General features: G+C 45.6%; 24 protein-coding genes. 20 read left to right on the top strand and 4 right to left on the bottom strand.

All coding sequences use genetic code 11. From position 1 onward, the window contains the following. Window position 1 precedes the first annotated feature (1 nt). The 3 genes from cysQ to DWY57_RS14465 form a co-directional block, all read right to left on the bottom strand. On the bottom strand, window positions 2-826 hold the full coding sequence (cysQ, locus tag DWY57_RS14455) for a 3'(2'),5'-bisphosphate nucleotidase CysQ (protein WP_117600913.1): 825 nt from the start codon (window positions 824-826) through the stop codon (window positions 2-4). Window positions 827-1,361: 535 nt separating this feature from the next. After that, window positions 1,362-1,862 carry an SPOR domain-containing protein gene (locus tag DWY57_RS14460; protein ID WP_117600914.1) on the bottom strand — a complete coding sequence of 167 codons (501 nt, stop codon included), beginning with the start codon at window positions 1,860-1,862 and terminating at the stop codon, window positions 1,362-1,364. Window positions 1,863-1,909: 47 nt separating this feature from the next. After that, on the bottom strand, window positions 1,910-2,314 hold the full coding sequence (locus DWY57_RS14465; protein ID WP_171030443.1) for a lipocalin-like domain-containing protein: 405 nt from the start codon (window positions 2,312-2,314) through the stop codon (window positions 1,910-1,912). Window positions 2,315-2,488: 174 nt separating this feature from the next. Between DWY57_RS14465 and DWY57_RS14470 the strand changes: the two genes are divergently transcribed. The 4 genes from DWY57_RS14470 to DWY57_RS14485 all read left to right on the top strand — a co-directional run bounded on the left by DWY57_RS14470 (window position 2,489) and on the right by DWY57_RS14485 (window position 4,715). Beyond that, a complete protein-coding gene (locus DWY57_RS14470; RefSeq protein WP_117600916.1) occupies window positions 2,489-3,766 on the top strand; it encodes a DEAD/DEAH box helicase in 1,278 nt (425 codons plus the stop codon). Window positions 3,767-3,859: 93 nt separating this feature from the next. Then, window positions 3,860-4,069, top strand: coding sequence for a YtxH domain-containing protein (locus DWY57_RS14475; protein WP_005826568.1), 210 nt, complete (start codon window positions 3,860-3,862; stop codon window positions 4,067-4,069). A 19-nt stretch (window positions 4,070-4,088) separates the two neighbouring features. After that, window positions 4,089-4,442, top strand: a complete 354-nt coding sequence (locus DWY57_RS14480; RefSeq protein ID WP_005826569.1) for a phage holin family protein — start codon at window positions 4,089-4,091, stop codon at window positions 4,440-4,442. A 12-nt stretch (window positions 4,443-4,454) separates the two neighbouring features. Next, window positions 4,455-4,715, top strand: coding sequence for a hypothetical protein (locus tag DWY57_RS14485; protein WP_005826570.1), 261 nt, complete (start codon window positions 4,455-4,457; stop codon window positions 4,713-4,715). 75 nt (window positions 4,716-4,790) lie between these two features. Here DWY57_RS14485 and DWY57_RS14490 read toward each other — a convergent pair whose 3' ends face one another. Continuing rightward, entirely contained in the window at window positions 4,791-5,762 is a 972-nt protein-coding gene (locus DWY57_RS14490; protein WP_117600917.1) for a type I phosphomannose isomerase catalytic subunit, read from the bottom strand. A 197-nt stretch (window positions 5,763-5,959) separates the two neighbouring features. On the opposite strand from DWY57_RS14490, the gene DWY57_RS14495 reads away from it, so the two are divergent. The 16 genes from DWY57_RS14495 (at window position 5,960) to DWY57_RS14570 (ending at window position 23,730) form a co-directional block, all read left to right on the top strand. After that, window positions 5,960-7,057, top strand: a complete 1,098-nt coding sequence (locus tag DWY57_RS14495) for an aldose epimerase family protein (RefSeq protein WP_117600978.1) — start codon at window positions 5,960-5,962, stop codon at window positions 7,055-7,057. Window positions 7,058-7,099: 42 nt separating this feature from the next. Next, window positions 7,100-8,410, top strand: a complete 1,311-nt coding sequence (locus DWY57_RS14500) for a sugar MFS transporter (RefSeq protein WP_005826573.1) — start codon at window positions 7,100-7,102, stop codon at window positions 8,408-8,410. A 49-nt stretch (window positions 8,411-8,459) separates the two neighbouring features. Continuing rightward, window positions 8,460-9,614 (top strand): galactokinase, encoded by a 1,155-nt coding sequence (gene galK, locus DWY57_RS14505; protein WP_117600918.1) that lies wholly within the window; start codon window positions 8,460-8,462, stop codon window positions 9,612-9,614. A 266-nt stretch (window positions 9,615-9,880) separates the two neighbouring features. Beyond that, on the top strand, window positions 9,881-11,020 hold the full coding sequence (locus DWY57_RS14510; protein ID WP_119961964.1) for an aldose epimerase family protein: 1,140 nt from the start codon (window positions 9,881-9,883) through the stop codon (window positions 11,018-11,020). A 27-nt stretch (window positions 11,021-11,047) separates the two neighbouring features. Next, window positions 11,048-12,742 (top strand): sodium:solute symporter, encoded by a 1,695-nt coding sequence (locus tag DWY57_RS14515; RefSeq protein WP_119961965.1) that lies wholly within the window; start codon window positions 11,048-11,050, stop codon window positions 12,740-12,742. Window positions 12,743-12,801: 59 nt separating this feature from the next. Continuing rightward, window positions 12,802-13,479: an NUDIX domain-containing protein gene (locus DWY57_RS14520; RefSeq protein WP_117600921.1), complete on the top strand. Its 678-nt coding sequence runs from the start codon at window positions 12,802-12,804 to the stop codon at window positions 13,477-13,479. 42 nt (window positions 13,480-13,521) lie between these two features. Further along, window positions 13,522-14,208 (top strand): L-ribulose-5-phosphate 4-epimerase, encoded by a 687-nt coding sequence (locus DWY57_RS14525; protein ID WP_119961966.1) that lies wholly within the window; start codon window positions 13,522-13,524, stop codon window positions 14,206-14,208. A 38-nt stretch (window positions 14,209-14,246) separates the two neighbouring features. After that, window positions 14,247-15,755 carry an L-arabinose isomerase gene (gene araA, locus DWY57_RS14530; protein ID WP_117965442.1) on the top strand — a complete coding sequence of 503 codons (1,509 nt, stop codon included), beginning with the start codon at window positions 14,247-14,249 and terminating at the stop codon, window positions 15,753-15,755. A 110-nt stretch (window positions 15,756-15,865) separates the two neighbouring features. Next, a complete protein-coding gene (locus DWY57_RS14535) occupies window positions 15,866-17,464 on the top strand; it encodes an FGGY-family carbohydrate kinase (RefSeq protein WP_119961967.1) in 1,599 nt (532 codons plus the stop codon). Between the two features lie 23 nt (window positions 17,465-17,487). Beyond that, the gene (locus DWY57_RS14540) at window positions 17,488-19,032 is read left to right on the top strand and encodes an alpha-N-arabinofuranosidase (protein WP_117965446.1); all 1,545 of its coding nucleotides are present in this window, start codon (window positions 17,488-17,490) and stop codon (window positions 19,030-19,032) included. A gap of 190 nt (window positions 19,033-19,222) precedes the next feature. Further along, complete coding sequence (locus DWY57_RS14545; protein WP_117600924.1) at window positions 19,223-21,232, top strand: transketolase; 2,010 nt, start codon at window positions 19,223-19,225, stop codon at window positions 21,230-21,232. 90 nt (window positions 21,233-21,322) lie between these two features. Continuing rightward, the gene (gene rpiB, locus DWY57_RS14550; RefSeq protein WP_117600925.1) at window positions 21,323-21,760 is read left to right on the top strand and encodes a ribose 5-phosphate isomerase B; all 438 of its coding nucleotides are present in this window, start codon (window positions 21,323-21,325) and stop codon (window positions 21,758-21,760) included. Between the two features lie 175 nt (window positions 21,761-21,935). Beyond that, the gene (locus DWY57_RS14555) at window positions 21,936-22,211 is read left to right on the top strand and encodes a tetratricopeptide repeat protein (protein ID WP_005826598.1); all 276 of its coding nucleotides are present in this window, start codon (window positions 21,936-21,938) and stop codon (window positions 22,209-22,211) included. Window positions 22,212-22,227: 16 nt separating this feature from the next. Continuing rightward, window positions 22,228-22,455, top strand: a complete 228-nt coding sequence (locus DWY57_RS14560; RefSeq protein ID WP_005826600.1) for a 4Fe-4S binding protein — start codon at window positions 22,228-22,230, stop codon at window positions 22,453-22,455. Between the two features lie 19 nt (window positions 22,456-22,474). Continuing rightward, window positions 22,475-23,560 (top strand): 3-methyl-2-oxobutanoate dehydrogenase subunit VorB, encoded by a 1,086-nt coding sequence (locus tag DWY57_RS14565; RefSeq protein WP_117600926.1) that lies wholly within the window; start codon window positions 22,475-22,477, stop codon window positions 23,558-23,560. Next, on the top strand, window positions 23,557-23,730 hold the full coding sequence (locus DWY57_RS14570) for a hypothetical protein (RefSeq protein WP_005826603.1): 174 nt from the start codon (window positions 23,557-23,559) through the stop codon (window positions 23,728-23,730). The genes DWY57_RS14565 and DWY57_RS14570 overlap by 4 nt, the downstream gene beginning before the upstream one ends. Window positions 23,731-23,742 lie beyond the last annotated feature (12 nt).

Here is a 23,742-nt window from a genome sequence, read left to right on the forward strand (position 1 = left end):
GTTATTTTATTTCAGTATGCTTGGGCTCTACGATAAACCACGGATTCAGCAAATCCTCCTTATTATATTGCAAAGGTTCTTCCTTCCCCACCTGATAAATTTCCATTCCGGCAGCACGTGCAATAGCATGCCCAGCCGCCGTATCCCATTCCATCGTAGGGGCAAAACGAGGATATACATCAGCCTTACCTTCAGCTACCAGACAAATCTTGATGGAACTTCCACTTGATATAAGCTCAACTTCCGCATGGCTGCATTTCATCTTCTCGATATAATCTTCTGTCTCGGGCGTCAGATGCGAACGGGAAGCCACAATGACAAATCGTTCGTGCATACCTGTTTCCGGCAGCCGGACAGCTTTCGCAATCAATTCATCCCAGGACATTCCATTACGCGCAGTAATACCGGATAGCTTATAAGCACCCGAATCATGCACTCCAAAATAGAGCTCCTTTTTTACCGGCACATAAATAACTCCCATTACCGGTACCGAGTGATGCACCAAAGCTATATTCACCGTAAACTCACCGTTCCTCTTGATGAACTCCTTCGTACCGTCCAAAGGGTCTACAATCCATAAGGTTTCCCAATTTCTACGCTCTGAAAAAGGCAAATGTTTACCTTCCTCGCTTAGCAGAGGGAAAGGTGTATCAGCCAAAAAACGGCAGATAGTTTCATGAGCTTTACGGTCGGCAATAGTAAGAGGAGAATTATCCGCTTTTTTTTCTACCTGAAAATCCGATGCCGGATCATCGTAAATGGAAAGAATTTTCTCGCCAGCCTGCAAAGCGGCATCAATCGCATTCAGTATATATCGTCGTTCCATACTATATTCTTCTCAAAGATAAAGCACAAAATTAAAAACTTTTTTAGGTCCAAAAGTTTCCACCTCTTGTTTTATAACTTCTTTTAAACGAAAGAGAGAATATTATAAGCACTTTTCACAATCAGGAAAATCAATCCGGAGCAGAAAAATAGAGTGAAGTATTCACGAAGGAGAAGGAAATAAAGAAACTGTGACAACATGAGTTTATCAGAGCCTTTCCTCAGTTAGTTCATTAGTTCACAGCACTGAACACTTTGTTTCAGCATAGGAAAACAAGTTGTTTCAGTATATAACAACATTTTGTTTTTATGCAATAGGACGAGATGTTTTGTTAAGAGAAACAAAGTGTTCTCTTTAATGAAACAAACTGTTCCGTTAAAGGAAACACTTTGTTTTGCCAAACCAAACACATGACAGCGCCAGCCTTCACATTCTTTCGGCATATCATGAAAAAGGCAGTAACTTCGCAGTTACTGCCTCATCTTGAAAGGAAACATACATTCCTTTCTGTTATGAATTACCAAAAAGAATTCTATTAATTGATGCTGTACAGCAACCATGCCTTCTGGAAGTCATCATTCGAAGGATGTTTAGCTTTGAAAGAGTCACGCAGATTCTCGGCGGATGCTCTGTCATCGAATGTACCGATAACTACACGATACAGATTTCTTTCTGCATTGTAAACCACCATTGCAGTATAACCTTCATTCACCAATGTCTGCTTCACACCTTCCGCATTAGCTTTCACGCTATAAGCTCCGCAAACTACACTAAAGGTTTTCAAGCTGGTACCACCTGATACCACAGTCACCTTTTCCTGACGCATGTCGGCAGGTGCACTTTCCACTACCTTTACTTCTACCGGAGCGGTAACTACTGGAGCCACCTCTTCAACAGGGGCAGTTGTCTGCGGCTCCGCCAATTCCTGCTGTTTTGCCTTTTCATATGCTTTCTTATAAGCACTTTCACTTGATTTACAAGAAGAGAATGCCAGAGCTATACATACTCCCATTCCCAATACGGCTAATTTTTTCATCTTTTCTATTGTTTTTATTAGTAAAATCGTCTATTCTTATCTTTATCTCAAAATTTCCGAAATACAGATTTCGTACCCTCATATTCCAAACGCAATGAAGAGTAGGATAAATCTTCTACTTTAAAGATACGTTTTCCTTCCGGCCACCCGAAATAAGTATCATAGTTTTTATCGTTAACACTTTCAGGCAACAAAATAATGGAAATTTCAGCACCTTTCAAAGAATAATTTCCAAAAAACGTAGTCGCCCCCCCATCTTTCAACAAACATATGGCAGAAAAACTTCCTTTTTGAAAATTATAAAATACACTGTCCACTTTCTCTGATGTACCGTCGGCATATTGGTACTGACGCAACTGCCACTTACCCGCCAAGTCACCCCCACCATTCATACAAGCAGTCAAGGTACAAGTCACCAATACAATCCAAAGGTATTTTAAATGCAATTTCATCATTTTTCCATGCCACTATCTAAATATGGAACAAAAGTACACCATAACATGCGATTATACCTCAGCATCCTTAGTTAAATATAATTAAACCACTCCATAAAAAGAGATTTCCCGGAAGACTTGACGTATATTTGCCAAATATAAACAGAGCATGAGGCTCACTTAATTGATTACATGACATTTGAAAATTTGAATTTGATAGAACCTATATTGAAGGCTCTTCAAGAAGAGGGGTATTCCACCCCTACCCCAATCCAGGAAAAATCGATCCCTATATTACTTCAAGGAAAAGACTTATTAGGATGTGCTCAAACCGGAACAGGCAAAACCGCCGCATTTTCCATCCCTATCTTGCAAAAGTTATATAAAACGGATAACCGCAAAAGTATCAAAGCACTCATTCTGACGCCGACCCGCGAGCTGGCCATACAGATAGGAGAATGCTTCAGTGCATATGGTAAGTATACCGGATTGAGACATGCCGTCATCTTCGGCGGTGTAGGACAAAAGCCACAGACAGATGAACTGAAACGTGGAGTACAAATACTGGTTGCAACTCCCGGACGACTGCAAGACCTGGTCAACCAAGGTTTCATTAACCTAAAAGCGCTCGAGTTCTTCGTATTGGACGAAGCAGACCGGATGCTGGACATGGGATTCATACATGATATCCGGCGCATATTAAAGTTATTGCCCGCAAAACGGCAGACTCTCTTCTTTTCGGCCACAATGCCTCCGGAAATAGAGACCTTGGCAAACTCCATGCTGACGCACCCCGAGAAAGTGGAAGTCACCCCTGCATCGTCTACGGTTGACACAATCTCCCAATCAGTCTATTTCGTTGAGAAAAAAGAGAAAAAAGACTTACTCATTCATCTGCTGAAGAATCCGGCTATCGAGTCCGTACTTATCTTCACCAGAACTAAATATGGAGCAGACAAACTTGCACGTATCCTCAGCAAGTCCGGAATAAGAGCCGAAGCCATACATGGAAACAAATCGCAGAATGCCCGACAGCGAGCACTGACCGGCTTTAAGAACCATGAACTGCGCGTACTGATAGCAACCGATATTGCAGCACGAGGCATCGACGTGGACCAACTATCACACGTCATCAACTACGAGTTGCCCAACATTCCGGAAACATACGTACACCGTATCGGACGAACCGGACGTGCCGGCCACGACGGTATTGCTCTCTCTTTTTGCGAATCGGAAGAACTGCCTTACCTGAAAGATATCCAAAAATTGATAGGGAAAAGCATCCCAGTAATAAAAGAACACCCTTTTGTCACCGCCGATGGCTTAAAAGCCCAAGAAATCAAGACTGAAGAAATTAAAGCTAAAACCAAGGAAAACAAAATCTATCGCGGGAGCCGTACGAATGGAGACTTTTGGAGAAGAAAAAAGCAAACCTCGCAAAACAACACCCAAAAAGGAGTTGGAAGATAAGGACAATCATAAAAAAACTGATATTCCGAACAAAGTTTCAAAAAAAATTGTTAGTTTTGTCGTACGAACCTCAAAAAAGAAAGGAATATCATTATGAAAGGATTAAATGTTTTAGCAGCTTTCCTGGGTGGCGCCGCAGTAGGTGCAGCCCTCGGTATCTTATTTGCTCCTGAAAAAGGAGAAGACACCCGTAACAAAATCGCAGAAATTCTCCGTAAGAAAGGGATTCGTCTGAACCGAAGCGAAATGGAAGACTTGGTAGATGAAATTGCTGCGGAAATCAAAGGCGAGGTAACGGAATAAGGTAAAAAGCAGAACCACTATGTTTGCAGACGACAAAAGTATAGAAAATATGCAGCAGCTCTTCATTGAATTCAAGAAATACCTGGAGCTGCAAAAAGAATACACCAAACTGGAAGTCACCGAAAAACTGTCCAAACTGCTTTCTACGCTTTTATTGGTGCTATTGGTCGTTATACTCGGCGTAGTGGTTCTGTTTCATCTGTCGTTTACGCTGGTCTATATCTTAGCTCCGCTGGTAGGTGGGCTAATGATGAGTTTTGCACTTATCACGTGCTTCCATATCCTACTCATCGTTCTGCTTGTCCTATTCCGCAAAAAACTCATTATTGACCCGACAGTAAAACTTATCGCAGAATTATTCTTAGACAATTAATTCGAAATATTCATGGATAATACGACCAATACCACTCCCGTCACTTTAGAAAGCATCGCCCAGAAAAAAGCCATGCTGCTACAAGAAATACGACTCCAGAAAGAAATCATGACTGGGCTTACACAAGAAATTTTTGCTCCACTGGAACCAGCTACCAACAAGGCAAATGCCATGATGAGAGCATTCAACACCGGTATGGCTGTTTTTGACGGTATAGTATTGGGGGTAAAGGTAATGAAGAAATTCAGAAAAATATTTGGAAGAAAGAGATAGAATATCGGATAAAAAAAGAGGGGATGACTGTTATGGTCATCCCCTCTTTTTTTATCCGATATAGTCTGAGCACTTTTATACGTACGTCTCAAGCAACTTCACTGCTCCTTCAGGCACAATCGTCACTTCTTGGGTTGCAGCCGGCAGCAGGATTGTTTCGCCCGCCTGTACGGAAACTTCATTCTTCTCATTATCAATAATACGGCAAGAGCCCTCCACACAAATAAAGATAACAAAAGAATCCAGTTCAGAATAGTCACAAGTGATTTCTTCCGTCATGTCATAGATTGAAGTCGTGAAATACGGGCTTGCCACCATTTCTACCGGTTCATTCTGCACCTGATCGTATTCCGTACGAAAATCGTCCTGCACATCTGCAAAATTAATGGCATCAATAGCCTGGCTTGTATGCAGTTCTCTTGATTTACCGTCCTTATCCTTACGATTGTAATCAAAAATACGGTAAGTGATATCCGACGTTTGCTGTATTTCTGCTACAAAAGCTCCCGCACCGATTCCATGTACACGACCTGCAGGCACATAAAACACATCGCCCGGTTTGATGGCACAAGTCTGCAGAACATCCGCAAACGTACCATTATACACTCGTTCCTTATATTCTTTCGGAGTAATCTGCTCTGCAAAACCGGAAATCAGCTTGGCACCCTGGTCAGCAGCAATAACATACCACATTTCATTTTTACCAAAACTGTTATGACGTTTCTTAGCCAACTCGTCACCCGGGTGTACCTGAATCGACAAGTCCAACTTGGCATCAATAAACTTTATCAACAAAGGAAACTTATTTCCGAAACGTGCATAGTTAGCTTCTCCTACCAGGTCTTCCTTATACTTTCTGACCATATCCGGCAGCGTTAATCCTTTGTCAGCACCATTGGCCACTATAGACTCACTACCTTCTACTGCCGACACTTCCCAACTCTCGCCTACATTAGCAAGGGTATCATTCAAATGTTTGAATGGAATAATCTTGTCGCCTCCCCAAAGCGTCTGCTTCAGAATAGGCTCAAATTTTAGAGGATACATTCGTTGTTTTTATTAGAACTTTCTGTTAATGATGTGATTTTTTAGATTTCGGGAGCAAACATACAAAAAATATCAATTTGTATTCCATTTGTTAAACGCTAAACTTTCCTAAAATGTTCTCCACATTTCCTTCCAATTGCTTGGGGGAACAAAAGAATTTCTTTTTATTTGCAAGAAATTTAATTAATACCATGGATATGATAAACACTACTCCAACAGAAAGTAATTTGTCCGGTTTAAGCCCAAAAGACTTTCAAAAGGATATAAATAACAAAAAGACAGATTTGTTTATCCTGAAGAATGCCCAGGGAATGGAAGTTGCAGTTACTAATTACGGTTGTGCAATACTTTCCATCATGGTACCCGACAAAAATGGCAAATATGCCAATGTTGTATTAGGACACGACAGTATTGAACATGTAATCAACAGTCCGGAACCTTTTCTAAACACTACCATCGGACGCTACGGCAACCGGATAGCCAAAGGAAAGTTTACTTTATACGGCGAAGAGCACCAATTGGCAATCAACAACGGTCCCAATTCATTGCACGGTGGTCCGACTGGCTTCCATACCCGTGTATGGGATGCTGTCCAGCCAGAGCAATCAACAGTCATCTTCAACTACACATCCGCTGACGGCGAAGAGGGCTTCCCCGGAAATCTCGAAGTAGAAATGACTTATCGCCTGGAGGATGAGACCAATGCTCTGGTCATCGAATACCGGGCTACTACCGATAAAGCCACCATCGTCAATCTGACCAATCACGGTTTCTTCAATCTTGCCGGTATAGCCAATCCCTCTCCTACAGTATTAAACAATATCGTTACCATCAACGCAGATTTTTATGTACCCATCGATGAAGTATCCATTCCTACCGGAGAGATATTGAAAGTAGAAGGTACTCCAATGGATTTCCGTACTCCCCATACTCTTGGTGAACGAATTGATGAGAAGCATACACAAATTGTGAATGGCGCAGGATATGACCATTGCTATGTACTGAACAAGACTGAAAGTGGAGAGTTGAGCCTTGCAGCCACCTGCATGGAGCCCAACAGCGGACGAACCATGGAAGTATATACCACTGAAAATGGCGTCCAGCTCTACACTGGAAACTGGCTCGGAGGCTTTGAAGGTGCCCATGGAGCCACTTTCCCTGCAAGAAGTGCAGTCTGCTTTGAGGCCCAGTGTTTTCCCGATACACCCAACAAGCCCCATTTTCCGTCGGCAGTATTGCTACCGGGTGATGAGTACCAGCAAGTGACAATCTACAAGTTTGGCGTACAAGAATGAAATAACTAATCCAATTTATAAACTTATTAATTTTACAAAACCATGACACAACAAAAACAGAATGGTAAACTCATCGCAATTATCACGATGATCTTCCTTTTTGGTATGATTTCATTTGTTACCAACCTTGCTGCCCCTATGGGAATCGTACTGAAAAATCAGTTTTCAGTATCCAACGCTTTAGGAATGTTGGGTAACTTTGGTAACTTTATTGCATATGCAGTGATGGGAATACCAAGCGGCATCTTACTACAACGGGTAGGGTATAAAAAAACGGCATTGATAGCAGTAGCTGTAGGCTTTATCGGTGTAGGTATCCAATATTTATCCGGTCATTCAAGCCCTGATATGGCTTTTGCCGTATATTTGATTGGCGCTTTCATCGCCGGTTTCTCCATGTGTTTGCTTAATACAGTGGTCAACCCGATGCTGAACAAGCTCGGCGGTGAAGGTAACAAAGGAAACCAGCTTATCCAAGTGGGCGGCTCTTTCAACTCCGTAATGGCCACCATTACTCCGATGTTCGTAGGTATCCTGATTGCCGGTTCCATTGAAAAAGCTACCATCTCTCAGATATTCCCTGTAATGTACACGGCAATGGCTGTATTTGCCATCGCGTTCTTCGTTCTTCTGATTGTGCCCATACCGGAACCCAATGCTGCAACTTCAACAGAACCTATCGGTAAGTTGATGTCAGGCGCTTTAAAATTCCGCCACTTCATTTTGGGAGCTATAGCAATCTTTGTATATGTAGGTGTTGAAGTTGGTGTACCGGGCACCTTGAATTTGTTCTTAACCGACCCTATTGAAAAGGGAGGAGCCGGCATTTCTTCCACTATTTCCGGTTTTGTTGTAGGTACATATTGGTTCCTCATGCTGATTGGACGTCTGGCCGGTGCTTCATTGGGTGCAAAAATCTCCAGTAAGGCAATGCTTACCTTTACTTCCGCATTAGGTTTACTTTTGGTATTCCTTGCCATCTTCTCATCTACCGGTTCGCTTGTCAATCTGCCAGTACTCCAACAAAGCGCTACGGGAGGTCTCTCTTTCGGATTTGCAGAAGTACCTATCAATGCAATGTATCTGGTACTGGTAGGTCTGTGTACTTCCATCATGTGGGGTGGCATCTTTAATCTGGCCGTAGAAGGATTGGGTAAATATCTGGCAGCCGCTTCCGGTCTGTTCATGGTATTGGTATGCGGCGGCGGTATCTTGCCCGTTATCCAAGGTTTGGTGGCCGACATTGCAGGTTTCATGCCGAGTTACTGGGTTATCATCGCAGCCCTTGGCTATCTGTTGTTCTACGGTTTGGTAGGCTGCAAAAATGTTAATAAGGACATCAAGGTTGATTAACAAGAAAATATAGGTAATTTATTTATTCACCTTATAAAATATAAATATCATGGATATAGAATACGTAAGAAGCCGTTTCATCAAGCACTTTGACGGAACAACGGGAGCTGTTTATGCTTCTCCGGGTCGCATCAACCTTATCGGTGAGCATACAGACTATAACGGTGGTTTTGTATTCCCCGGAGCAATCGACAAAGGAATGATTGCAGAAATAAAACCCAACGGCACAAACACAGTAAAAGCTTATTCCATCGACCTGAAAGATTATGTGGAATTTGGTTTGAATGAAGAAGATGCACCCCGCGCAAGCTGGGCAAGATATATCTTTGGCGTGTGCCGGGAAATGATGAAACGCGGTGTAGATGTAAAAGGCTTCAATACTGCTTTTGCAGGCGATGTGCCCCTAGGTGCAGGAATGTCCTCTTCAGCAGCTTTGGAAAGTACCTATGCCTATGCTTTGAACGACTTGTTCGGTGACAACAAAATAGACAAATTTGAATTGGCAAAAGTGGGACAATCTACAGAACACAACTATTGTGGCGTAAACTGTGGTATTATGGACCAATTTGCTTCCGTATTCGGAAAGAAAGGAAGCCTCATCCGCCTGGATTGCCGTTCACTGGAATATCAGTATTTCCCATTCGACCCGCAAGGCTATCGTCTGGTTCTTGTAGATTCTGTAGTGAAACACGAACTTGCATCTTCAGCATACAACAAACGCCGTCAAAGCTGCGAAGCCGCTGTTGCTGCTGTCCAGAAGAAGCATCCACACGTAGAGTTCCTGCGCGACGTTACCATGGGCATGCTGGAAGAAGCCAAAGCCGACATCAGCGCAGAAGACTATATGCGTGCAGAATATGTCATCGAAGAGATTCAACGCGTACTTGACGTTTGCGATGCCCTGGAAAAAGGCGACTATGAAACTGTAGGCCAAAAGATGTATGAAACACATCAGGGCATGAGTAAGTTGTACGAAGTAAGCTGCGAAGAACTCGATTTTCTGAATGACCTTGCATTCGATTGTGGAGTTACCGGTTCACGTGTCATGGGCGGTGGATTCGGTGGATGTACAATCAATCTGGTAAAGGATGAATTGTACAGCACATTCATCGAAAAAGCAAAAGATGAATTCAAGAAGAAGTTCGGCAGAAGCCCGAAAGTATATGATGTAGTCATCAGCGACGGTGCCCGCAGATTAGAATAACAGACATCAGTATTCAAATAAAAGGCGTTTCCCAGCAATGGGAAGCGCCTTTTTCTTCCCCCCTATTCCACCGTTTTCCACTCTAAAAAAACAAGATCATCCGAGAAGTTTATTCCGGACGTGCCTATCTATACAGCCAGTTGACACAGATATGTTTTTGACACTTATGTTGCATAACATATAAAAGTGTACAGCCTACACTAAAGAAAAGTGTTATTTTTACACCAAAAGAAGATAATCATCTCATTTACATTAAATACAAAACCATGAAAAGACATGTTCTACTTGCAGGAATTGCCGCAATGATGCTAGCTGCGTGCAATCAAAAGACAGAAACAACGCTTACGCTGTCCGGTCTTGATCCAGTAAAATTCCAAACAACGGTCAATGACGCCCAAACACATCTTTATACGCTGAAGAATAAAGCGGGCATGGAAGTATGCATCACAAACTTTGGAGGACGTATTGTATCCATTATGGTGCCCGACAAAAACGGAGCTATGCAAGATGTAGTATTGGGCTTTGACAGCATTGCCGATTACATCAACATTCCAAGTGACTTTGGTGCTTCTATCGGCCGCTACGCCAACCGGATTAATCAAGGGAAAATCGTTCTTGACGGAGATACCATACAGTTAGCACAGAACAATTTCGGACATTGCCTGCACGGTGGTCCCAAAGGATGGCAGTACCAAGTATACAATGCCAATCCCATTGACAGCACAACTCTGGAGCTTACCCGCATTTCACCGGATGGAGACGAGAATTTCCCGGGCAACGTTACGGCAAAAGTACTTTTCAAGTTAACGGATGACAATGCCATTGATATAAAATACAGTGCAACAACAGACCAAAAGACGGTCATCAATATGACTAACCATTCTTACTTCAATTTATCTGGTGATCCTTCAAAGGCAGCAACAGACCACATCTTATACATCAATGCAGACAACTATACTCCGGTAGACAGTACTTTCATGACAACGGGTGACATCATCTCCGTCAAAGAAACACCAATGGACTTTACCACTCCCAAGAGTGTAGCACAAGACATCAACCGGACGGACTTTGAACAAATAAAGAACGGAAACGGATATGACCATAATTGGGTACTGAATACTAAAGGTGACCTATCCCAAGTGGCAGCTAAACTGACATCGCCTATAAGCGGCATCACTCTGGAAGTTTATACCAATGAGCCAGGCATACAAGTATATACCGGGAATTTCCTGGACGGCACCGTAAAAGGTAAAAAAGGCATTACTTACAACCAACGCGCTTCCGTATGCCTCGAGACACAACATTATCCGGATAGCCCCAACAAAGCCCAATGGCCTTCTGTCGTACTGGAACCCGGACAAATTTACAACAGTGAATGTGTCTTCAAATTTTCCGTAGAAAAATAACAGTAACCTTATAAATCATTTATTATCGTGGAAACATTAGATTGGCTAGTCATTGGAATCTTTTTCCTGGCTTTAATTGGAATTATTGTCTGGGTTGTCAAACAGAAACAGAATGACTCAGCAGACTATTTTTTAGGCGGTCGTGATGCCACATGGCTTGCTATCGGTGCATCTATCTTTGCATCCAACATCGGTTCCGAACATTTAATCGGACTAGCCGGTGCCGGTGCTTCCAGCGGTATGGCGATGGCACATTGGGAAATACAAGGTTGGATGATCCTTATCTTAGGCTGGGTATTCGTACCGTTCTATTCGCGAAGCATGGTATTCACGATGCCTGAATTCCTAGAACGCCGCTATAATCCACAATCACGTACAATATTGTCTGTAATATCTTTAATCAGCTATGTACTGACAAAAGTTGCCGTGACGGTTTATGCAGGAGGATTGGTATTCCAACAAGTATTCGGTATAAAAGAACTTTGGGGGATCGACTTCTTTTGGATTGCCGCCATCGGTCTGGTTATACTGACTGCGCTCTACACAATCTTCGGAGGAATGAAGTCGGTACTTTATACCTCCATCCTGCAGACCCCCATCTTGCTGTTAGGTTCACTGATAATCCTGGTACTCGGCTTCAAAGAATTGGGAGGCTGGGATGAGATGATGAGAATCTGCGGTGCAGCCACAGTGAACGATTATGGCAACACAATGACAGAACTTATACGCAGTAATAACGACCCTAACTTCCCTTGGTTGGGTGCACTGATTGGTTCAGCCATTATCGGATTCTGGTATTGGTGTACAGACCAGTTCATCGTGCAACGCGTACTTTCCGGAAAGAATGAAAAGGAAGCACGGCGCGGTACCATCTTCGGAGCTTACCTGAAATTATTGCCCGTATTCTTATTCCTTATCCCAGGCATGATTGCTTTCGCATTACACCAAAAATATCTCGGAACCGGGGGAGAAGGTTTTCTACCTATGCTGGCAAACGGAAATGCCAATGCAGATGCTGCTTTCCCAACTCTAGTAGCAAAATTACTTCCTGCAGGAGTCAAAGGTTTGGTTGTTTGCGGTATTCTTGCAGCATTGATGAGTTCTCTCGCATCTTTGTTCAACTCATCTGCTATGCTTTTCACCATTGACTTCTACAAACGTTTCAAGCCGAACACTTCTGAGAAAAAACTGGTAGGAATTGGACAGATGGCAACTGTTGCGATTGTGATATTGGGTATACTCTGGATTCCCATTATGCGCAGTGTAGGCGATGTCCTTTACACCTACTTACAAGATGTACAATCTGTATTAGCACCAGGCATTGCCGCAGCCTTCCTCTTGGGGATCTGCTGGAAACGCACCTCTGCACAAGGCGGTATGTGGGGACTGATTGCCGGAATGATTATCGGTTTAACCCGTCTGGGGGCAAAAGTATATTACAGCAATGTAGGAGATGTGTCAAGCAGTACCTTCAAGTATCTGTTCTATGATATGAACTGGCTGTTTTTCTGCGGATGGATGTTCTTGTTCTGCATCGTAGTGGTTATCGCAGTCAGCATGTTTACAGCTGCCCCAAGCGCTGAAAAGATTCAAGGGCTGGTATTCGGAACTTCAACTCCCGAACAAAAAGCAGCTACACGTGCGAGTTGGAATAAATGGGATATCATTCATACCCTTATCATCCTGGGTATTACTGCTGCTTTTTATTGGTATTTCTGGTAAATCGGTATGTTGCCATGATATATATCCATGCAGCATACCCCTTAAACAAAAATTAAGATATGAGTAATTACTATAGTTCAAATCCGAAACTTTATGTAAGTATCGACTGCATTATTTTCGGTTTCAATGAAGGAGAATTGAACCTGCTGTTGCTGAAGCGTAACTTTGAACCGGCAATGGGCGAATGGTCGCTGATGGGTGGATTCGTGCAGGAAGACGAAAGCGTGGATGATGCAGCCAAACGAGTCCTGAATGAACTAACCGGACTGGAAGATGTATATATGGAACAAGTCCAAGCTTTCGGAGCCATAGATCGTGACCCAGGAGAACGCGTAGTCTCCATTGCTTACTATGCGCTCATCAACATCAACGAATACGACAAAGAATCCGTACAGCAACACAATGCTTTCTGGGTAAATATCAATGAACTGCCAGCGCTAATCTTTGATCATCCGCAAATGGTGGAGAAAGCTCGGAAGTTGATGCAACAAAAAGCGTCCACCGAACCAATCGGCTTTAATCTACTACCTAAACTGTTCACGCTGTCACAACTGCAAAGCTTATACGAAGCTATATACGGCGAGAGCATTGACAAACGAAACTTCCGAAAACGCATAGCAGAAATGGACTATATAGAAAAAACTGACAAAATAGACAAAACGGGGTCCAAACGTGGAGCTGCTTTATATCAGTTTAATGAGAAGGCATACCGCAAAGCTCCGAAATTTAAGCTCTGAAAACCTAATATTCAACAACTTGTAATTAGTAATTTAAATAATATGCTGGAAGCACTGAAAGACAAAGTATTCCATGCTAACCTTGAACTGGTGAAGCACGGATTGGTTATCTTCACATGGGGCAATGTATCGGGCATTGACCGCGAATCCGGTCTGGTAGTTATCAAGCCCAGTGGGGTGAGTTACGATGAAATGAAGGCAGAGGATATGGTGGTAGTGAATCTTGACGGCAAGGTCGTGGAAGGACGGTTAAAGCCCTCTTCAGACACGCCGACCCACCTGGTTCTCTATAAATCATTCCCCGAAATCGGCGGTGTGGTGCACACGCACTCTACTTACGCCACAGCCTGGGCACAAGCCGGATGTGACATACCGAATATCGGGACTACACATGCCGATTACTTCCACGACGCCATACCCTGCACAGCAGACATGACGAAGGAGGAAGTGGAAGGAGCATATGAACTGGAAACGGGAAATGTTATCGTAAAACGCTTTGAGGGGCTGAACCCGGTACATACTCCCGGAGTATTGGTAAAGAACCACGGTCCTTTCTCGTGGGGAAAAGACGCACACGAGGCGGTACATAATGCCGTAGTGATGGAACAGGTGGCAAAAATGGCAAGTATAGCCTATGCCGTGAACCCCAATCTGACCATGAATCCGCTGCTGATAGAAAAACATTTCAGCCGCAAGCACGGTCCTAACGCTTATTATGGACAGAAATAACTATCATTCTTTAAATATAAACTATAAAAATAAATCGTATGAACGCATTTGAACAATATGAAGTATGGTTCGTAACCGGAGCACAGCTCTTGTACGGAGGTGACGCAGTTATCGCAGTAGACGCACATAGTAATGAAATGGTGAAAGGTCTGAATGATTCCGGGAAACTGCCCGTAAAGGTAGTATATAAAGGTACGGTCAATTCATCCAAAGAAGTAACCGCTACCTTCAAAGCCGCCAACAACGACGATAAGTGTATCGGAGTCATCACCTGGATGCACACCTTCTCTCCTGCCAAAATGTGGATTCACGGTTTGCAGGAACTGAAGAAGCCATTACTACACTTCCATACACAGTTCAACAAGGAAATTCCCTGGGAGACGATGGACATGGATTTTATGAACCTGAACCAATCGGCTCACGGCGACCGCGAGTTCGGACACATCGTGACACGCATGCGAAAGAACCGCAAAGTGGTAGTAGGCCACTGGCAGGACGAAAAAGCCCAAAACCAGATTGCCGCATGGATGCGCGTAGCTGCCGCATGGGCTGATGCGCAGGATATGCTCATCATCCGCTTCGGCGACCAGATGAACAACGTGGCTGTGACAGACGGTGACAAGGTCAGCGCCGAACAAGTATTGGGCTATCATGTGGACTACTATCCCATCAATGATGTGATGGCATACTACAATGCTGTCAGCGACGAGGACGTGAAGGCACTCGTAGCAGAATACTTCAAGCTCTACGACCACGCTCCCGAACTGGAAGACGCACGTACGGAAGCCTACACCAAAGTATGGAACTCCGCCAAGGCCGAAATCGCCATTCGTCGCGTGCTGAAAGACACGGGTGCCAAAGGCTTCACCACCAACTTCAACGATTTGGGTGACTTTGACCAAATCCCCGGACTGGCCTCACAGCGACTGATGGCGGAAGGTTACGGCTTCGGTGCCGAAGGCGACTGGAAAACTGCGGCACTGTACCGTACCACTTGGGTGATGAGTCAAGGCATGCCGAAGGGGTGCTCCTTCCTCGAAGACTATACACTGAACTTCGACGGAGAAAAGAGCGCCATCCTGCAGGCACACATGTTGGAAGTTTGTCCACTGATTGCCGAACAGAAGCCGAAACTGGAAGTGCACCGTCTGAGCATCGGTATCGACAGCGAAACAGCCCGCCTGGTATTTACCAGCAAGCAAGGTGAAGGTGTAGCCGCTACCATCGTAGACCTGGGCAATCGCTTCCGCCTCATTGTGAACAAAGTAGAATGCATCAAGAGTAAGCCTCTGCCCAAGTTGCCCGTTGCCAGCGCACTGTGGATTCCAATGCCCAACCTCGAGGTGGGCGCTGCAGCCTGGATTCTGGCCGGAGGTACACATCATACCAGCTTCTCCTACGACCTGACGGTGGAATATTGGGAAGACTTTGCCGAAATGACCGGCATCGAAATGGTGGTCATCGATGAAAATACCACCATCAGCGAGTTCAAAAAAGAACTGCGCATGAATGAAGTCTACTATATGCTGAACAAGGCACTTTGCTGATAATCATTACGGATTACTAATTACGCGTACCACAAACGTAACCAGTAGTTTGCAATCAGTAATCCGTAGTTTATAATCGTACTATAAATCCGTAATTTATCATTAATACCATGAAATTAGATGCAAAATCAACCATTGAGGCAGGTAAGGCCATCCTTGGCATAGAACTCGGTTCCACACGAATCAAGGCGGTTTTGATTGACCAGGAAAACAAACCCATCGCCCAGGGAAGCCATACTTGGGAGAATCAGTTAGTCGACGGACTGTGGACATATAGCGTCGAAGCTGTCTGGTATGGGTTGCAGGATTGCTACGCAGACCTTCGTGCTAATGTAAAGAGCCTTCACGATACAGAGATAGAAACCCTGGCAGCCATCGGTGTCAGTGCTATGATGCACGGCTATATGGCATTCAACGAAAAAGAAGAAATCCTTGTACCCTTTCGTACCTGGAGAAATACCAATACCGGCCAGGCTGCCGCAGCCCTATCCGAACTATTTGCCTACAACATCCCTCTGCGTTGGAGCATTTCCCACCTCTACCAAGCCATCCTGGATAATGAAGAACACGTTCCATCCATCAATTACCTGACCACCCTTGCAGGTTTTGTCCACTGGCAAATAACCGGTCAAAAGGTACTGGGCATAGGAGATGCCTCCGGTATGCTCCCTATCGATCCCATCACCAAAAACTATTCTTCTGAAATGGTGGATAAGTTCGACAGACTTATTGCTCCGAAAGGATACGACTGGAAGCTTCGGGATATTCTGCCGAAGGTATTGTCGGCCGGTGAAAACGCAGGCTTCCTTACTCCCGAAGGAGCCAGTCGCCTCGACGTATCGGGACATCTGAAAGCAGGAATTCCCGTCTGTCCGCCCGAAGGTGACGCTGGAACCGGCATGGTTGCCACCAACGCCGTAAAGCAGCGCACTGGAAACGTATCGGCAGGCACCTCCTCTTTCTCAATGATTGTATTGGAGAAAGAATTGTCCAAGCCCTACGAAATGATTGACATGGTAACCACCCCCGACGGAAGCCTCGTAGCTATGGTGCATTGCAACAACTGCACTTCCGACCTCAATGCCTGGATCAATATTTTCAAAGAATACCAGGAACTGATGGGTATCCCCGTAGATATGGACGAAATCTACGGAAAGCTCTATAACCACGCTCTGATAGGCAATGCAGACTGCGGAGGCCTCATCTCATACAACTACATATCAGGCGAACCTATAACGGGACTGGCAGACGGACGTCCACTGTTTGTACGTTCGGCAAACGACAAGTTCAACCTTGCCAACTTCATGCGCACCCATCTGTATGCTTCAGTGGGAGTTCTCAAAATCGGCAACGACATCCTTTTCAATGAAGAGAAAATCAGAGTAGACAGAATCACCGGTCACGGAGGACTCTTCAAAACCAAAGGAGTAGGCCAGAGAATACTGGCAGCTGCCATCAATTCACCCATTTCCGTTATGGAAACAGCCGGCGAAGGTGGTGCCTGGGGTATTGCCCTCCTCGCTTCCTACCTTGCAAACAACGGAAACGACCAATCCCTTGCCGACTTCCTGGACAAGCATGTATTCACCGGAAATGCCGGTATTGAAATCTCACCGACAGCCGAAGATGTAAGCGGATTCAACACCTACATCGAAAGCTATAAAGCTGGTTTGCCCATCGAAGAAGCAGCAGTAAGATTCAAGAACTAAGTATTTAATAACACTAAAAAACTATGAACACAAAGTTATTTATCAGTAGCATATTTCTCTCCACCTCGTTGTCACTCTTCGCACAGAAAAGTGCCACTATTACTTTACACACAGACCAGAGCGAGCAAATCATTCCCAAAGAAATCTACGGCCAATTTGCAGAGCATTTGGGAACTTGTATCTATGGTGGACTTTGGGTAGGTGAAAACTCCGATATTCCCAACATCAACGGTTATCGCACCGACGTATTCAATGCACTAAAGGAGCTCCGTGTACCCGTCCTTCGCTGGCCAGGAGGCTGCTTTGCCGATGAATACCACTGGATGGACGGTATCGGCCCTAAAGAAAACCGCCCCAAAATGGTGAACAACAACTGGGGAGGCACTATCGAAGACAACAGTTTCGGAACCCATGAGTTCCTCAATCTCTGCGAAATGCTGGGATGTGAACCCTATATCAGTGGAAACGTAGGCAGTGGTACCGTAGAAGAACTTGCCAAATGGGTGGAATACATGACCTCCGAAGGAGACTCCCCCATGGCACGCCTGCGCCGCCAGAACGGTCGCGACAAAGCCTGGAAAGTAAAATACCTCGGCGTGGGTAACGAAAGCTGGGGTTGCGGTGGAAGCATGCGTCCCGAATATTATGCCGACCTCTACCGCCGCTATTCCACCTACTGCCGCAACTATGACGGCAATAGCCTTTTCAAGATAGCCAGCGGTGCCAGCGACTACGACTATAACTGGACCAAAGTGCTGATGGACCGCGTAGGCGGCCGTATGCACGGTCTTTCCTTGCACTACTATACCGTCAGCGGATGGAACGGCAGTAAAGGCGCCGCCACCCGATTCAGTAAAGACGATTATTACTGGACACTGGGCAAATGCCGCGAAATAGAAGATGTCATCAAGAAGCATTGCACCATTATGGATAAATACGACCCTCAAAAGAACGTGGCTCTTATGCTTGACGAATGGGGAACCTGGTGGGACACTGAACCGGGTACCAATCCCGGACATCTGTACCAGCAGAATACATTGCGTGATGCTTTTGTCGCCTCCCTCAGCTTCGACATCTTCCATAAATATACCGACCGTCTGAAAATGGCAAACATTGCCCAAATCGTCAATGTATTGCAATCCATGATTCTGACCAGCGGAAAAAACATGGTACTCACCCCCACTTATTATGTATTCAAAATGTACAATGTACACCAAGATGCCACGTACATCCCTCTTGAGCTGAACTGCGACATGATGGATGTACGCGACAACCGCAGAATACCAATGGTCAGTGCTACCGCCTCCAAAGATCAAAACGGCAAGATACACATTTCCATGTCCAACGTAGATGCAGACAATGCACAGGAAGTGACCATCAATCTGTCTGGAACGAAAGCCAAGAAAGCAGTTGGTGAAATATTGACTTCCACCAATCTGACGGACTACAATTCATTTGAAAATCCCGACAATGTGAAACCCGTTCCGTTCAAAGAGGTAAAAATTAATAAAGATATTCTCAAGATTAAACTTCCGGCCAAATCAATCGTTACTATTGAATTACAGTAAAACTACCGTGCACCGCACAAAATCAGCTAAATACGTTTAGTATCATTTTAGCAGCAAAAAGGCAGTAATACTGATAAAAAAGACACTCTTCGAGTGTTGTGAATTACGCATAAAGAGTTATCTTTGCCCTTGGAAAACCTACAAGGCCCCAATAACCCATTGATAATATTCAAAATTAATTAGATTCAATATGAACGACAACAAACTTATGAACCGTGCGGCGGACAATATCCGTATCCTTGCTGCATCCATGGTTGAGAAAGCCAACTCCGGGCATCCGGGCGGTGCCATGGGTGGTGCTGACTTTGTAAATGTACTCTTCTCAGAGTTCCTGGTATATGACCCTGAAAATCCGGCTTGGGAAGGTCGTGACCGTTTCTTCCTCGACCCGGGACACATGTCACCGATGCTTTACTCTACATTGGCCCTGACCGGCAAGTTCACGCTGGACGAACTGAAAGAATTCCGTCAATGGGGAAGCCCTACTCCGGGACATCCCGAACGTGACATCATGCGCGGCATCGAAAACACTTCCGGACCGCTCGGCCAGGGACACACATTTGCAGTCGGTGCAGCCATCGCAGCTAAGTTCATGAAGGCACGTTTCGAAGAAGTAATGCCACAGACCATCTACGCTTATATTTCTGACGGTGGCATCCAGGAAGAAATCTCCCAAGGCTCAGGCCGTATCGCCGGAGCATTAGGGTTGGATAATCTCATCATGTTCTATGATGCCAACGACATTCAGCTTTCTACCGAAACAAAGGATGTGACCATCGAAGATACCGGCAAGAAATACGAAGCTTGGGGCTGGAAAGTCATTAAAATCAATGGTAACGATCCCGATGCCATCCGCGGTGCACTGAACGAAGCCAAAGCTGAGAAAGAGCGTCCGACGCTGATTATCGGCCATACCGTAATGGGTAAAGGTGCCCGCAAGGCAGACGGCAGCAGCTACGAGGCCGATTGTGCCACACACGGTGCTCCTCTGGGCGGCGACGCTTATGTAAACACCATCAAGAATTTAGGTGGTGACCCGACAAATCCGTTTGTCATCTTCCCCGAAGTGGCCGAACTATATGCCAAGCGTGCAGCTGAGCTGAAGAAAATCATGACTGAAAAATATGCAGCCAAAGCCGCATGGGCAAAAGCCAATCCGGAAAAGGCTGCCAAACTGGAAATGTTCTTCTCCAGCAAGACTCCCGAAGTGAATTGGGCCGCCATCGAACAGAAAGCAGGCGTTGCCACCCGCGCAGCATCCGCCACTGTACTCGGTGCTCTCGCCACTCAAGTAGAAAATATGATTGTTGCTTCTGCCGACCTTTCCAATTCCGACAAGACAGACGGATTCCTCAAGAAAACACATGCCTTCAAGAAAGGTGACTTCAGCGGTGCATTCTTCCAGGCCGGTGTTGCCGAGCTGACTATGGCTTGCTGCTGTATCGGTATGGCACTGCACGGCGGTGTAATCCCCGCTTGCGGAACATTCTTCGTATTCTCAGACTACATGAAACCTGCCATACGTATGGCAGCCCTAATGGAAGTTCCCGTGAAGTTCATCTGGACGCACGATGCCTTCCGTGTAGGTGAAGACGGCCCTACCCACGAACCGGTAGAACAGGAAGCTCAAATCCGCCTGATGGAAAAGCTGAAAAACCACAAGGGACACAATTCCATGTTGGTGCTCCGCCCGGCAGATGCAGAAGAAACAACTGTAGCATGGAAGCTGGCAATGGAAAATACCAAAACCCCAACCGGTTTGATTTTCTCCCGCCAGAACATCGCCAACCTGCCCGAAGGCAACGATTACGAACAAGCTGCCAAAGGCGCTTATATCGTAGCCGGCTCCGATGAAAATCCGAATGTAATCCTCGTTGCTTCAGGCTCGGAAGTTGCCACATTGGTAGCCGGCGCTGAATTGCTGCGCAAGGATGGCATCAAGGTGCGTATCGTGTCCGTCCCTTCCGAAGGCCTGTTCCGTAGCCAAGCTCCGGGATATCAAGAAGGCATTATCCCGTGTGGTGCCAAGGTATTCGGCCTGACAGCCGGTCTGCCCGTCACACTGCAAGGGCTGGTAGGTCCCCGCGGTAAAGTATGGGGATTGGAATCATTCGGATTCTCGGCACCTTATAAAGTGCTGGACGAAAAGCTCGGTTTCACCGCAGAGAACGTTTACAAGCAAGTAAAAGCAATGTTATAATCATTATCCGATGTGCTGATGTGCTGATTGCCCGCGCCCCACAACTGCAGGCATCAGCACATTGGCACATCGGTATATTAACTGACCATCATGAAAACAATAGGAATCTGTTCCGACCATGCAGGCTTCGAATTGAAGGAATATGTCCGCGGCTGGTTGGAAGCCAAAGGCTGGGCTTACAAGGACTTCGGGACCTACTCAACCGAGAGTTGCGACTATCCCGACTTTGCACATCCGTTGGCACTGGCCGTTGAAGCCGGAGAGTGCTATCCGGGAATTGCCATCTGCGGAAGCGGTGAAGGTATCAGTATGACGCTGAACAAGCATCAGGGTATCCGCGCCGCTCTCTGCTGGACGGCAGAAATAGCCCATTTGGCACGCCAGCACAACGATGCCAATGTACTCGTCATGCCAGGGCGATTCATCAGTACCGAAGAAGCCGACATGATTATGAAGGAATTCTTCAGTACACCATTCGAAGGCGGACGCCACCAACGAAGAGTGGACAAGATACCGGTACACTTGTAAAGCAGTAGAACCATATTCTTTATGATATCTGCCCGAAGTTCTGACATTCTGATAGAATCGTGAGAAACTTCGGGCTTTTTATTTGCCCCTTTTTCTTATTTTTCACAATGAAGATGCTCATTATCTTCAAATAAAAACTATCTTTGTGGTTCGATAACCCGGATATTTTTTAGATATGGAACGACTGAATACCATAAAAGAGCTTATCAACCAGGGAAATGTAGAACAAGCCATTCAGCAGCTTGACGAAATACTGCAAACAGACTTTCCCGGCAAAGACGAAGCTTACTACCTGCGGGGAAATGCCTATCGGAAACAAGGCAACTGGCAACAAGCGCTGAACAACTATCAGTATGCCATCGACCTGAACCCCGAAAGCCCGGCACAGCATGCCTATCAAATGGCTATGGACATCCTGAACTTCTACAACAAGGATATGTACAATCAATAAATAAAGAACGTAAATTATGGCAAAAATCAAAGGAGCAATCGTAGTAGACACCGAACGTTGCAAAGGCTGCAACTTGTGTGTGGTAGCATGTCCGCTCAACGTAATAGCCCTCACCAAGGAGGTGAATGTGAAAGGGTATAACTATGCCCACCAGATATTGGAAGATACTTGTAACGGCTGCGCCTCGTGCGCCACAGTATGTCCGGACGGATGTATCTCAGTATATAAAATAAAAGTAGAATAAATCTGTAAATCAGTAGAATATGGCAGAAGAAGTTGTATTAATGAAAGGAAACGAAGCCATCGCCCACGCAGCCATCCGTTGCGGTGCAGACGGTTACTTCGGATATCCCATTACTCCGCAATCGGAGGTATTGGAAACTCTTGCCGAACTGAAACCTTGGGAAACGACCGGCATGGTGGTTCTTCAGGCAGAAAGTGAAGTGGCAGCTATCAATATGGTGTACGGCGGTGCCGGAAGTGGTAAAATGGTCATGACCTCCTCCTCCAGCCCCGGTGTCAGCCTGAAGCAGGAAGGTATCTCCTATCTGGCAGGTGCCGAGCTGCCTTGCTTGATTGTAAACGTTATGCGCGGCGGTCCCGGTCTGGGAACCATCCAACCGAGCCAGGCCGACTATTTCCAGACAGTAAAAGGAGGCGGCCACGGTGACTATCGTCTGATTGCCCTTGCTCCGGCTTCCGTACAGGAAATGGCAGATTTCGTAGGACTGGCATTCGAACTTGCCTTCAAATACCGCAACCCGGCAATCATCCTTGCCGACGGTGTCATCGGCCAGATGATGGAAAAAGTGGTGCTCCCGGCACAAAAGCCACGCCGCACCGATGCGGAAGTCATCGAACAATGCCCATGGGCCACTACCGGCAGAACCAACGGCCGCAAGCCCAACATCATCACCTCATTGGAACTGAAACCGGAAGAAATGGAAAAGAACAACATCCGTTTCCAGGCCAAATACAAGCAGATAGAAGAGAATGAGGTTCGCTTCGAGGAAATTCATTGCGATGATGCCGACTACCTGATTGTAGCCTTCGGCTCCATGGCACGCATCGGACAGAAAGCAATGGAGCTGGCGCGCGAAGAAGGAATCAAGGTAGGTATGCTCCGCCCCATCACGTTGTGGCCGTTCCCGACCAAAGCCATTGCCGCGTACGCCGACAAGGTGAAAGGCATGCTCGTTACAGAATTGAATGCCGGACAGATGGTAGAAGATGTCCGCCTTGCAGTGAACGGTAAAGTGAAAGTGGAACATTTCGGACGTCTCGGCGGCATTGTTCCCGATCCGGATGAGATAGTAGATGCATTGAAAGAAAAACTGATTAAGAAATGAATCCTGATAAAATAAGAAACGTACTGAACATTCTCTTCATGGTACTCGCCCTAGCAGCTATCATTATATATTTTGCTGCAAAAGATGACTTCAAGCTGTTCATCTACGTCTGCGGCGCGGCGATATTCGTCAAGCTGATGGAGTTTTTCATACGGTTCACCAACAGATAAGGAGAAGTGATT

This window comes from Bacteroides sp. AF25-5LB (assembly GCF_003602965.1).
Taxonomy (GTDB): Bacteria; Bacteroidota; Bacteroidia; order Bacteroidales; family Bacteroidaceae; genus Bacteroides; species Bacteroides uniformis.